The organism is Agrobacterium sp. CFBP 3001, from assembly GCF_027871605.1.
Lineage (GTDB): Bacteria > Pseudomonadota > Alphaproteobacteria > Rhizobiales > Rhizobiaceae > Agrobacterium > Agrobacterium leguminum.
The window spans coordinates 49279-62449 of record NZ_JAQAHD010000007.1 but is presented as its reverse complement, the minus strand read 5'-3'; the positions used below and the strand labels follow the sequence as shown (position 1 = coordinate 62449).

At 56.7% G+C, this 13171-nt stretch carries 7 protein-coding genes and 1 pseudogene; 2 read left to right on the top strand and 6 right to left on the bottom strand.

All coding sequences use genetic code 11. The features are described from left to right. Nucleotides 1–10 precede the first annotated feature (10 nt). From PH605_RS11370 to PH605_RS11340, 6 genes and pseudogenes are all read right to left on the bottom strand, one after another. Nucleotides 11–739, bottom strand: coding sequence for an isopentenyl transferase family protein (locus PH605_RS11370; RefSeq protein WP_077768184.1), 729 nt, complete (start codon nt 737–739; stop codon nt 11–13). 1065 nt (nt 740–1804) lie between these two features. Continuing rightward, nucleotides 1805–5380 (bottom strand): ATP-dependent DNA helicase, encoded by a 3576-nt coding sequence (locus tag PH605_RS11365; protein ID WP_271040146.1) that lies wholly within the window; start codon nt 5378–5380, stop codon nt 1805–1807. A 425-nt stretch (nt 5381–5805) separates the two neighbouring features. Continuing rightward, nucleotides 5806–5931 (bottom strand): annotated as a pseudogene (locus tag PH605_RS11360) (IS110 family transposase); the annotation flags it as partial. A 617-nt stretch (nt 5932–6548) separates the two neighbouring features. After that, nucleotides 6549–7295, bottom strand: coding sequence for an ethanolamine ammonia-lyase subunit EutC (eutC, locus tag PH605_RS11350; RefSeq protein WP_010900247.1), 747 nt, complete (start codon nt 7293–7295; stop codon nt 6549–6551). After that, complete coding sequence (locus tag PH605_RS11345; RefSeq protein WP_142845074.1) at nt 7292–8716, bottom strand: ethanolamine ammonia-lyase subunit EutB; 1425 nt, start codon at nt 8714–8716, stop codon at nt 7292–7294. The genes eutC and PH605_RS11345 overlap by 4 nt, the downstream gene beginning before the upstream one ends. 240 nt (nt 8717–8956) lie before the next feature. After that, on the bottom strand, nt 8957–9745 hold the full coding sequence (locus PH605_RS11340) for an N-formylglutamate amidohydrolase (RefSeq protein ID WP_010900249.1): 789 nt from the start codon (nt 9743–9745) through the stop codon (nt 8957–8959). Nucleotides 9746–10105: 360 nt separating this feature from the next. Here PH605_RS11340 and PH605_RS11335 point away from each other — a divergent pair, with 360 nt between their 5' ends. After that, a complete protein-coding gene (locus tag PH605_RS11335; RefSeq protein ID WP_205125160.1) occupies nt 10106–11575 on the top strand; it encodes an amidase in 1470 nt (489 codons plus the stop codon). Beyond that, nucleotides 11548–13113: an ABC transporter substrate-binding protein gene (locus PH605_RS11330; protein ID WP_010900251.1), complete on the top strand. Its 1566-nt coding sequence runs from the start codon at nt 11548–11550 to the stop codon at nt 13111–13113. The genes PH605_RS11335 and PH605_RS11330 overlap by 28 nt, the downstream gene beginning before the upstream one ends. The last annotated feature ends 58 nt before the right edge of the window (nt 13114–13171 follow it).

Genomic DNA, 13171 nt, shown 5'->3' with positions numbered 1-13171 from the left:
CTTCCGACACTCAGTTAGCGTTTGATGCCACCCGAGGAGTGAGGCGAACGTTTCCGCCCTCCTGCCAATCAGGGAAGTCGCGCTCCTGCCACTGCGCATGATCAAAATATTCGTCGGCGATGGCCGAGATCAGCGCCTGCTGTCGCGTCAAATCGAGACGCAACAAATCGCGAATCCCGATATCATGTTCCTTGGCGAACCGGATTGCGCAGCGATACCCGTCGATGTCCTCCAGTATCGGCCGGAGCGCCTCCTGCTTCCAGAGATCCGTCAGTTCCTGCAGCAGAGATCGGCGCTCGTCCTTGACAGCAAACATTTCCGTCACCCGGCGTCTTGCTCGCGGCAGGAAAACATCTGGAGCCGCAAGACGCAGTCGCCTTACATGCCATCTAAAATCGGCTTCCCAATAAGTGTCCGTGGCCATACAGTTCAGAAGGGAAATCGAACCGCCTTCGAGGATGAGACCAGGAGAGGTCCGGCGATTCTCTACTTCTGAGATGAGCTGACGATGAGCCGCCTCTGCATCGATCACACCCTCAGCGAGTGGGCGCGAATCCAGGTAGATTCGCTCGGTGGATTGCAGTTCCGATTCCAAAGGACGTCCACTGCCGGTAGCGATTTGGGGGCAGCATTGTACCCGATCGAGCGCTATTACCGGCCAACCCGTTTCTCGGGCCACTTGTACTGCCAAGTCGGTTTTTCCGCTACAGGTGGGTCCATAGATAAGATAGATAAGCATGTGCATCTCGCTTCTTTCAAAACCAGCGGGGGTGACGCGACACGGTCTCATGATCAAGACGCTTCATTCGGCATTGGCTGCGCCGCGCGCATTGCAAAAAGAACAAATGTCGAAGTAAAAGTGCTAACGCTTTCGACGTATGATAGTATTGGTTCGTGGAGTAACTTTATCAAACCGCATTCGGCATTTGCAATATGAGGGGAAACATTAAATTTGTGCTTTAATAATTTATGAGTACTGATATTTATGTCGAAATTCAAATTCCCGCCTTTGACAGTTTGGTTTCATTTGACATCAATTCGCGTGCTACGGCTCCTGGCGTCAGAGCCGCGCTTGATGAATAGGTACACGTGTGCTTTTTCCGGAATGACGGCAGCGCGGTTGTGATTGGCCAGGAGCTGGCGAATGAGCATCGAACCAGCACCGGCCTGAGTTCAGTTTAGCTTCAAGTTCAGGATTGACGGGGAGAGCTAAAAGCGCATTGGCGGGCGATAGTCCGCTTTGAGGCGGCGCCAGGCAAACAGATGCAAATCGGCCGTCTGCGCGACGAACGGCCCACTGCTTTCGATGTTGACGGGATCGTTATAGCACTTTCTTTTAGAACTCCTGCTTTGCCGCCTTCGGCATAAGGGAGTTCGGATATTGACGAGTGCTTCGGCGACGACAGCAGCATCCCTGCCTGGTCGCTTTCCGTTTCGTGTCGCCGAGCGTGCGGATCGCGCGATGACATCGCCAGTGACGGCATGACCTCAAAGAACAGGCTGCCAAAGCCTAGCCGGGCAACTCAGCAAAATACCGCCATGGTCGAGGAAAACAATGCCCCGAACCCGACGCTTGCCGGGGAAGTAGCTCGGCCTCGCAAGCTGATCAGCCGTTTCCACTTCGGCAGGCCATACGTCGGCCGGTCTCTGATGGAATTGGTCACCGAACCGGCACATCGCATCGCCGTCCGCCGGATCCCAGCAATCCTCGCCAATGCTTTCTCCGGCAACGGAACCTCAAGCAGATCTGGAAAGAGTTCCGAAAAGGTGATCGACGTTCTCGCGACAGAGCACCCTCTTTTACTTAGAGTCCACGTCCATCCCCGCGGACGCGGATGCGCTCGTCAAAATCCCGTGTCAGCCGATCCACGTCATTTGCCGCCTTCGGCGAAGTCTGTTTTGGTGCTGCATTACTCTCTTGGACACTCTGCCTCAGACTACCTGTAGTTTCGTGCCCTTCTTTCGAGACTACATCAAGTTCTTGGGGCTTCTCGCGATTGGTTTTTATCCGATCGGGCAACCGAATGATCGAGGTCTCGCCAACGATAGTAGCTTGAACCTGGGGTATTTCGGGCGCTTCGGTGCGCTCAATCGGCTTGATCTCGCCACGTGCCGCGACAACTTCCTGGCGTTTTGCAATCCGATCGATGGCGGCTGTGTAGTCCGGCAAGGCTGGGAATTTGTCCTGGTAGAGCTCGCTGCCCGGCTTTCCCAGTTGCCTGGCCAAGATGTCTCTGTCGGCGGTGTCCTTGAGCGAAGTGAAAAGCTGCGTCCGCTCGTCGGCCTTGCTCAGCAAGGCGCCATTGGCGTTGATGCCATGGGCAGCGTCGTTCAAGAGATAGATTTGGTCAACACGTTTGCCGTCATCATGTCGCGTAAGTTCATAGGCGGAGCCGATGACCGTCATCGGGCCTTCGATTTTGTAGCCCTTGACGCCCCTGTCACCCGGCTCGCCGGTGCTGGCCTCGAAGGTCTTGCTCTGACTGCTGCCATCGGGTTTGAAGGTAACGGATTTGCCTTCGATCTTTTCGATCCGGCCGGCTTCACCGGCAATGAGATTCCTGTAGCTGCTGGTGACGCTGAGCCTGTCGCCGACCCTGAAACGGATATCCTTGTTGTTGAACGCCTTGAAGCTGACAGGGTCGCCACTCAGGCGACCGGATGCAAGGCCCTGTTTTTCGATCTCCTTGGCCAGCGCATCTACATCAACGCGCCGATTGGCATAGAGCATGCGGACCTTTTCGGGATCTGCCTTGATATCCCTTTCGTAAGCATCCGCCATTGCTTTCAGCGCCGACCCGGCGTCCGCCTTCTCGACAAGGGAGCCGGTTGCGGCGAGCGTTTCCACGAGCTTCTTGTGATCGCCAGCCTGCAGGGCTTCCACAATGGAAGTCTGCGAAAAATGACGCTCGCTGCCTGCAGAGTCAGCGCCTTGCATTTTCTGGTCATTCGAAGCCATATTTTTTTCTCCTGAGTCTTTGGTCGATCGTTTCTCTGAGACGTTTGAGGGGGCGTTCGTTGACGACAATTCCCAATTTGATCCCGGATCATCTTCCCGGTGCGGTATTGGACCCACTCGGCCATCAGTACCGATGATATGATCGACGTCCGCATACGTCGGTTGAACTGTGTTCGTGACCGAGGTTGCCAGTTTCAATCGTTCGAATAGGGAAGTGATATCTTCAACTTCCTCGGCAGAACTAACTGAGTGACGGGCCATTTTTTTGCGAGAATCGATTTCTTCCTTTGCCGCCGCTCGTTTCCGTTTCTCGATCGCTATCCCCAGGTTTGTTACCGTTGCGATCGTGACTTGGTGGCTTTCGTGGGCTGAGGTGTTAGCCGTCGATTCCGACCCGCAGAATTCCGGTTGCATTTGCTCTTCAGTCGTGATGACAGAAGACTGGAAAACTTCGAAGTCAATGGCGCTCGGGTAAAGGTCCGCGCTTTCCGGCATTTCCACATCCGATGTGGATGGTTCGTGCAGCTGGTTCTCCCCGAAGGAGCTTTCTTGTCTGCCTTGGAAGGAAAGCGGCGTCGTTGGAGAGATTTCCATCTGGTCGAGCGGCCTTAGCAAGTGCGCGTTCGAAACCGACGAGCGCTCTTGGAAGGCAGCAGGTTCGAGCGCCGGGAATTGAATGGAATTATTTGGCGCGCTTTGCTGAGTGAGCTTTGCACTGAGAGCCTCAACATTGTTTGCCACGAGGGGAGAAGCAATGACGTCGAGACGACTGCGATGCCTCGTCAGGCCGACATAGGTCAGCTTATCTGAAAGAGCACCATCACAGAGGAGAATGGCGTGATCAACTGTGGCCCCCTGACTCTTATAAATTGTAGCAGCATAGCCGTAGGTAAAACCCTTAAACTCGCTATCGGTCCAAGTGACGGTTCGTCCAGATCCGTCTAGCCTTGCAGTAATGCGAACCCCAGCAGATGTGCCATTCTCAGCTCGGGAAGGTTCTGTGCTATTAAGTCCGACTACAGTTGCAAAAGTACCATTGCGGATGTCCGCTTGCAGACGGTTTTCGCTGAATATAATCCTGTCTCCCAAGACGAGATTAATCCTTTGCTGAACGCGTCTCGACGAACCCTCATCTATTCCAGATTCCGAACTTCCACTATCTATTACGCTTGACCACACACTCATTTGCTGGTCTTGCAATCCGGATTTGTCAACAAACCTCTGATGAAGAGCGATATTGGCGCGATTAACGCTCCTGTTGGAGTGTGCCATCACAAGACGATCATCCACCGGATATCGGTCGCAAACTCTATTCATCTCCTCCAGCATGCGGTCAGTGATCTGGTCTGACGCCCTGACGTTTGAGCCGCCAGGAGGAGCATATACGAAATGGACGAGGCCCATTTGTTCGATCGCTGTGAGATAGTGCCCGACGGCGCTCTTGGCATCGCGTCGTATGTCACGTCCGAGCTTTTCTGTTTCTATTCGCGACCGCGCGTCGAGCTGTCGAAGCGGCTGGACGAGTTCATAGCAGCCGGCTTGCTCCATAATAATCGGAAGCAGATCACCAGGTCCAACAGGGGGCAGTTGCCGATCGTCTCCCACACATATCAGTTTCGGCCTTTCGGTTGGGTGATAGGAAGTGGCATTTGCAACTGTCTCGATTAGTTGCGCGATCTCCTGCGTCTTGGCCATCGACATTTCGTCGATCACGACGATGGTATTTTTTCCGATGGTGCGGTCTTTCGCCTTGAAAGTCGTCGCGACGTCGCGAAGACCTTTCTCACGAAGCTCCTGGGCCGCCCGGTTGGTGGGTACGAAGGCAATCAACTTTATTTTCTCGGTCGGGAGCGCTTCCTCGTTGAACCTGTCCACCGCTTCGTTCAGGGCTCCAAGTACACTTGTTTTTGCGGAACCCGCTACGCCCACCATAGTGGAAGCTCGATTTCGCCTAGACAGATAATGTAATGCTCCTCTGAGCTCCGGTGTGAAAATGCTTCTATCGGCGACCATATCAACAATGGTTCCCGGAACGCCGAAGCTTTCTTCTGCGGAAAGATTAGTGACATGACGTACAGTATTCTGTTCCGCAGCTCTCAGCTCTGTAGAGGTGTAGAGAGGTTGGCCATCTGGAGAATCAAGCCGGGTCAGTTTGTCGCTTGCGACGACCTGTTGGAATAGCAGGTCGATTTCTTGTACCGGCCGTTTGTAGTGCGTGAGTGCCCGAGCCGCCGAAATCTTAAGTTGGTCTTGTCCGAAGCACGCATTGCGATTTGCGGCGTGGTTTACGACCCATCCCACAATATTGCTCTCGTCCAGCAGGTTACTGAACTGGCGAAGATCTGTCTGGAAGCGCATAGGGACAGACGTGTCAACAGCAGCCATTCCGGGATCGGACATTACAATGTCGTCGGTTGGCATGCTTGCCACTCCTATTCCCCTCGCTTTCCAATCGTGTGTGATCAGCCAGCCAGGATGGAAAGTTCGGTAACGGTGCTGATTTCAATACTCAATGAGCATCCGGTGCGGTCTCAAAGCCCTTGAGGGGACATGGTGTTCATCAAAACCTAGAAGTCAGTTAGATGGCCCGCGTGGCTCCAGGTATATCTGAGGAAGAATTGAATTCCTTAAGCTCAGATGAGCAATCTTTCTATGGTGGATCGATTGCGAGGACTATAACTTGATATCAGGAACGCTTCTACACATGAAAAATTCAAAATCGCTACAAATGAAACTTTGGAAATGGTTACATTTAAGGGTTACGGTTTGCAGTTTGTAATCATTAACGTCGGGTCGCTGGTTCGATCGAGCCTGTTCGTTGAAACGCAACTTTCATGCCTTTAGCCGAAGCGCGACAACAGTCCGCCGACGTCTGCGTGCTGAACCGCATGCTTCGAGATATTCTCACCGCCACCTACCGACAATGATGTGACCAACCATGTCGCTCGGCTTAACTCAAGGGACACGAATATTGCACCTCTGTGCGGATTTCGGTCTTATTGTCGTAATGACTCTGGGAAGCTTCATGATCGTCTCCTGGAGCTTGATTGCACCCTGTGCGACCACACTCTCGCAGAGCGCTGGGCGCAGTTCACGCCTGCGGAAGTCCAGAGTGGCGTCAAGCTGGCGAGCGAAACCGGTCAGGTGCTGAAGACCATCGAAGGCTATATCGTCACGGTAAATCATCACGCGGACTCGAGCGCGACGTCGGCACGCGAACAGTCGGTCCGCCTTGCCGACGTCAATACGGCTGTCAACCTGATGGACCAAATGACTCAGCAGAATGCAGCGATGGCAGAAGAGAGCAACGCGGCGAGCGCCTCGCTCGCGGGTGAGGGGACGGCTTCGCGATCTCGTCGGCCGGTCCGACCTCCTGCCCGGTTTGCCTCCCCAGCGCGGCGGATGGCGTCGGGTGTGACCAAGGCCTTTGCCGGCAAAGCTGCCGTCAAGCAGGTGGCTTGGGAAGAGTTCCGAGTTGCCCTCCCCGATCCGAACGGTGAACCTTTCGCACTCGGGGTGATTCCAAGAGGCTCGCCCACCGAACGAGAGGGGAGCGTCAGGACAGCCCTCGGTGATCGCGCCTCACGCTTCATTCTTGCCCAGGGTTCGAAGAGATTTTTGCCGAACTCTCGGCGCCCTCCTTAAGCGCCACACCGCTTAACTGCAAGCGCAGCGCCTCCCGGACGATCCAGGCGATCTTATCCGCGGCAATCTCGTAGCCGAGCCCGTCGGCGTGAATATTCGAAATGCAGTTACGCTCGCTGTCGCGCCGTCCTGCCTGGGGGCGGAAGGTGATGTAGGCACCCAGACTGTCAGGCACGCTTAACCCCGGTCTCTCGCCGATCAGGACGATTGCGACCTCCGCACCGAACGCCGCCGCCGCCTCGTCGCCGAATGCTACCCGCGCCTGTTCGCCCAAAATCACCGGGGCGACACTGAAGCCGCCAAGACGCTTCATGCATGCCTTGAAAAGCGGAACGGCATGACGCTCGACCGCCGAGGCGGAAAGCCCGTCCGCGATGACGAACGCGATGTCATGGCTATCCCCTGGCATTGGAAGATCGGCTGCAAGCGGCTGGCGACCGAGATCCGGGCGCGACAAGTAGATGGTACGATCCGTGGCGCAGGACCTGATCCGGATCGTTGATACCGGTGCAAGCTGCTTGGCGAGGGCGACAAAATTCACTTGACCGTGCACGGCGTCCCTGGCCCTCGCATGCGCCAGCTGGAAATCCAGAATTGCCGAGGTCGGCAACGCGTCGCCCGCTCTACCGAGTCCAATCCGGGCGCGTGTCGAATGGCGGAAGCGCTCAAACGGGTCTCGACCGCAACTCATGCGGACACCCCGTAGCTCAAGAGATTGCGAGAGAATTGGCCCGAGGCGCTGGCGGGCGCCAGCCGGCCCGAGTGATCAAGCATGCCCATGCGATTGAGCCAGGCCTCAAATTCGGGCGCCGGCGGACGATTGAACTGGTGCCTGAGGCCGACGATATCGTGATAAGACAGGCTCTGGTAGTTGAGCATGACGTCATCAGCGCCGGGCACGGCAATCATGAAACTGACGCCCGCGACGGTCAACAGCACCATCAGATTGTCCATGTCGTCCTGGTCTGCCTCGGCATGGTTGGTATAGCAGACATCGACCCCCATCGGCACACCGAGCAGTTTTCCGCAGAAATGATCCTCTAGCCCGGCGCGAATGATCTGTTTGGCGTCGAACAGATATTCCGGTCCAATGAAACCGACCACGGTGTTGACGAGCAGCGGGCGGAGTTCACGTGCGACTGCGTAAGCCCGCACCTCGACCGTCTGTTCATCCACGCCGTGATGTGCATCTGCCGAAAGAGCGCTGCCCTGACCGGTCTCCAGATACATCACGTTGTTTCCGACGCTGCCGCGCTTCATCGACAGCGCGGCCTCATTGCCTTCCCTGAGAACGGCGAGATCGACGCCGAAACCATTGTTGGCAGCCTCGGTGCCGGCAATCGACTGGAACACAACATCGAGCGGCGCCCCGGCCTCGATCGCCTTGATGGAAGTGGTGACATGAGTCAGCACGCAGGATTGGGTGGGAATCTCGAACCGCTCGCGCAGCCGGTCGAAAAGGACCATCAACCTGGTGCAGGCATCGAGGTTGTCGGTGGCGGGATTTATGCCGATCACCGCATCGCCGATTCCGTAGAGAAGGCCGTCCAATGTCGAACCGGCGACGCCTTCTGGATCGTCGGTCGGGTGGTTGGGCTGGAGCCGGCTCGACAGCCTGCCCTGCAGGCCGATGGTGGAGCGGAAGGCAGTGACCACGTTACATTTACCGGCAACGGTGATCAGATCGTGATTGCGCATGATCTTGGAGACCGCCGCGACCATTTCCGGCGTTAGGCCCGTCGCGAGTGCTGCCAGCCTTTCGGTTGTCGCGTCGTAGGAGAGAAGCCAATTGCGAAACTCGCCGACCGTCATATGTGAAACCGGCGCAAAGGCAATTGGGTCGTGGCGATCGATGATCAACCGGCTGACCTCGTCGGCTTCGTAGGGGATCAACAAATCCTCCAGGAATGTCTTGAGCGGCATGTCGGCAAGCAGGCAGCGGGCAGCCACCCGCCGCTCGTTGCTTGACGCTGCAACCCCCGCAAGCACATCGCCTGACTTGAGTGGCGAGGCACAGGCCATGACCGATTTCAGGTCGGCGAAGACATGGCGCTCGCGTCCAAGTATGATCGAATACATTTTATCTCCGCTCGTGGGTATCAGGCAGCCCATTTCTTGCGCAAGGGCGAAGCTACCTTCGAAATTGTAAGTCCAGCCCGAACTGGGCAGTGCGGGCGCCATGCCTGCTAAAAGCTATGCACGATCCATGCCACTCCTGGCTTCGGGCGCGCGATCCATTCATCGAAGGGCTTGTGCTCTTAACATGCCTCCGGACTATGCAAGCCGTGACCGAAGCATTTCGGATCCGCCATGGATCATGAGGCGTTCGGAACTCGATTGCCCGAGGCGGCTTCAACTGACCGTTTGCCCGGCCTTCACTGTCGAGGCAGCCTTTCCAATGAGCCTGGAGAGATAGCTGCCAACCGCAGCTTGGTCATCCGCGGTCACCAGGAGGTCATTTCTCACCTCTATCACGACATTTGGAATACCGTTCGCGATGCCGTGCTCGACGAGCGTGTGCGTGACCCCATCGGCTGGACCGTATGGCTGGTTGCGCATGACGACATACTTGCGATCGGCCCCTTCGGATTCCGCGAGAATTGCATCTGCGAGCGTCGTGTCGCTGTCGTGCAATATCCCGATCTCGACCTCGCGCTTCTTGCCGAAATAGACGGGGGTGAAACTATGGACTGTGACGAGCATCGTCCCGCGCCCCTGGGCCTTGCAAGAGGCGAGAATTTCGGACAGTCCATCACGAAAGGATAGATAAATCTCGTTGATCCGCGTCAGGCGATCTGCTTCCGGCATGCTCTGATTTCCCGGAACGTCATAAATCTCGCTTTTGCCAACAATTGCAGGCACTGCCTCCGGCGGGCGATTGCAGTCGTAAACGAGCCGCGAAAAGCGCTGGTAATAGAGGACCGCATCGAGAGATGACGAAAGATATCGTGCGAGTTCCAGGGCGCCCGGATCCCAGGCGATATGACTTGAACGCGCAAACGCATCAAGGCCGAGGTCGCCGAGTGAAGGCGGGATCAGGTGTGAAGCATGCTCGCAGACGATTACAAACTTGCCGAGCGCGGCCTTGTTTTCGATCGCGATTGCAGACTCGCCAGGGGCGAGCAACGACAATTTACCCATAACAGTCTCCGTTGATATCCACACAATAACAACGAAAACAATAAAAGCAACATGATATCAACATTGCATAAAGTAGCCCTCCGTCGCGGGGAGGTTTCGCCCCGTCACGGCCCCTCGTTCGCTACGCCGATTTCTAACTGTTGCCGAAAACATGGGCAAAATGCCTGCACAATATGCCTTTTTGTAAGGCAGATCCTCAGAGCATTTTATCCAATTCCCATCCTGTGCCGACGCTTGTGCTGTCAGCCGCGATCACTCTCATGGCGACTTTCTTAGCTACGGAAATTGAAAAACCCTCATCGGGTGTGTTGACAAACGCAAAATATCCACATAAATCCACATTCCAAGGAGATCGCAATCGTGGATTTTTCAGTTCTTTCGCTCAGCTCAGCAATTGTTTCCGGCAAGCTCACATCCGAAGCGCTCGTTCAGGAATGCCTGGCGCGCATTGCGCGGCTGAACCCCATCGTCAATGCCTTCAGCCAGGTGTTTGAAGAACAGGCCCTCAAAGAAGCGAGGGCCTGCGATCGCGAGGCAGCCGAAGGTCGGTTCCGTGGTCCTCTTCATGGTATCCCGATGGGCGTGAAGGACCTCTTCTTCGTGGAAGGGCAGCTCTGCCAGCGCGGATCTCGTGCCTATAAGGATTTCGCTCCCAAGGCGACGGCGCCGATCGTCCAGAGGATGATTGACGCCGGATCTATCATCATCGGCAAGACCACGACCACCGAGATGGGATGGTCCGGTTCCGGCTTTTCCGAATTCTATGGCCCGACACGCAATCCATGGGACCCTAAGCTCACAAGTGGTGGTTCGAGCTCGGGTTCGGGTGCTGCGCTCGCGGCCCGAATGGTTCCCTTCACATTGGGGTCCGATGGTGGTGGTTCCGTGCGCATCCCGGCAGCTTTCTGCGGTGTGTTTGCCATGAAGGGCTCGCTGGGGCGCGTTCCGGCTTGGCCCTGGAGCGCGACGGAGATGCTGTCCCACGCCGGTCCGATGAGCGTCTCGGCAAAGGATAGCGCTTTCTTGTTCAATATTGCCAAGGGGCCCGATCCGCGAGACCATCAGGCGCTGCCGGACGACGGAGCAGATTACACTGAAACGCGATCGACAAAGTCCCTCCGGATTGGTTTTGCACCAAGCCTCTTCGGGTTCAAAGTCGCGCCGGAAATCGACCGGGTCGTGCGCGAAGCGGTCGATGCGCTCACCAAGGCGCTCACTATCGATGTTCGTTCGGTTTCCCCGGACTGGGAAGATCCGATCCGTATCTTCGAGACACTCTGGGTTGCCGGCCGGGGCGTCGCCTATGGGTCCCAGTCGGATCTTTCCGATTTTGGCAGCGGTTTCCGTGCGCTCGTCGAAGCGTCGGCACGCTACGATCTTAAGGATTATCTCTCGGCTGCGAAAGCGCGCGCGGAATTTGCTGGTCGCGTGCACGCACTCTTTGAGGACGTCGACCTGCTCCTCTTGCCAACCATCCCGGTCGAGCCGTTTGCGGCGGATCGGGAGGCGCCCGAAGGGTTCCAATCGCCCTCGGAAGTCCTCGCGTGGACGGGCTGGACGCCCTTTACATATCCCTTCAATCTTTCCGGCAACCCGGCAGCCTCGTTGCCTTGCGGCCTGACCGTCAACGGGTTGCCCGTTGGCCTGCAGGTCGTCGGCCGTCGCCACGCCGATGCGCTTGTCATGGCATTCTGCCAGCAGGCCGAGGACCATCTTTTCAAAAACAACAATCCTCCACTTGTCGTTGCTGGCGACAAGATGGGGTGGGGAACGCCCAGCAAATCAACTGTGGAGATGTCGTCATGGAGTTCAATAGAAGATCGCTCTTAAAGAGTTCGGCGCTTGCGGGCATCGCGCTTGGCATGCCTATCCTCAATACCAAGTTCCTGGTCAACCCGGCCAATGCCGCGGAAAACAAGGTCCTCAAATTTCTCTCGGCCGAAACTCTGACCGGCAACTGGGATCCGTCGTCTCACACGACGCTGGCGCAGATCAACCTTGAGAGCTTCGTGTTCGGCTATCTGACCCGTGCACCAATGACGCCGGAAAAACCTGACGAACTCGTCATGGAACTGGCGACCGAGATGAAGCTGATCGACGAGCACACGCTCGAATTCAAGCTGCGCGAAGGCGTCACCTTCCATGATGGCAAGCCGTTCAGCGCCGAAGACGTCAAGGCGACGTACGAATATGCAAGCCGCCCAGACCGGCCGGCCGCCTGGTATCCCGGTCCGTGCGAAGTCGAAGTCGTCAGCGATTACGTCGCGCGCGTCAAGACCGACAAGGCCGGCTACCCCGCAAGCCTTTTCTGGTTCCTGTCCTCCTTCCTGCCGATCATGTCGGCAAAGGACGTTGCCGACCCGAAGACGCTTTCTGCGCGGCCGAACGGCACTGGCGGTTTCAAGTTCGTCAAGCAGGACGGCAACACGACCGTTCTCGAGGCCTTCGACAATTTCTACCTCGGCAAGCCGACGATTCCCGGACTGCATTTCAGCTTTGTCGGCGATGCGACGACCCGGACACTGGCGCTGTTGAATGGCGAGGCCGACCTTATCGAACGGCTTGAAGCCGAACAGGTCGAGACGATCGAAAAGACCGGGGGCTTCCAGCTTCACAAGGCGATCTCGGTCGAAAACAAGTATCTCTGGTTCCGTTGCTCGAAGCCGCCCTTCAACGACTGGAGACTGCGTCGCGCCGTCTGCCACGCGATCGACCGGTCGGTGATCGACGATATCCTCGGCGTTTCCGGCCATGCCTCGAACTGCTACGTGTCTCCGGTCAAGTTCGGCTATGTCGATATCCCGAACTATCCGAAGTTCGACCCTGAACAGTGCCAGAAGCTTTTGGCGGAAGCAGGCTTCCCGAAAGGCGAAGGTCTGCCCGAACTCGAATATATCACGTCGGTGGGCTTCTACCCGAAGACCAAGGAATATGCCGAGGCCATCACGGCGATGCTCCAGGAACAGGGCTTCCCGGTCAAGCTCAACGTCATGGAAGTTGCGGCTTGGGGCGACGCTCTCTACGATCGTCCCGGCGGCGGGCCTGGTCATATGATCGACTGCGGCTGGTCCACGGGCTCGCCGGAGCCGGATCTAGTGCTCAGGACCCATTTCCACTCGACGACGCACCGCATCTGCGGGATCCAGGATCCGGAAATCGATGCTGCCCTCGATAAGGAGCGCAACGCCGCGAAGCCCGAGGAACGCAAGAAGGTCATTCAGACCGAGCTGATGCCGTTGCTGGCGACCAAGACGCCATCATTTTCTCTCTTCACGTCCGTTTTCATCCACGGCATGCGTGATGGCCTGAGTGGTCTCTACATCTACCCGAATGGTATGATGGACGCCAACAAGGCGACATTGGCCTGATCCAGCGCTGCGGCCGCTGCCTGGCAGTGGCCGCCTTGGCCCCGACAGACTAGGGTAA

Coding starts and splice junctions, on each gene's coding strand:
- eutC (WP_010900247.1), bottom strand. CDS start 7,295: ATGAGTTGCGGTCGAGACCCGTTTGAGCGCTTCCGCCATTCGACACGC.
- PH605_RS11370 (WP_077768184.1), bottom strand. CDS start 739: ATGCTTATCTATCTTATCTATGGACCCACCTGTAGCGGAAAAACCGAC.
- PH605_RS11345 (WP_142845074.1), bottom strand. CDS start 8,716: ATGGGCTGCCTGATACCCACGAGCGGAGATAAAATGTATTCGATCATA.
- PH605_RS11365 (WP_271040146.1), bottom strand. CDS start 5,380: ATGCCAACCGACGACATTGTAATGTCCGATCCCGGAATGGCTGCTGTT.
- PH605_RS11330 (WP_010900251.1), top strand. CDS start 11,548: ATGGAGTTCAATAGAAGATCGCTCTTAAAGAGTTCGGCGCTTGCGGGC.
- PH605_RS11340 (WP_010900249.1), bottom strand. CDS start 9,745: ATGGGTAAATTGTCGTTGCTCGCCCCTGGCGAGTCTGCAATCGCGATC.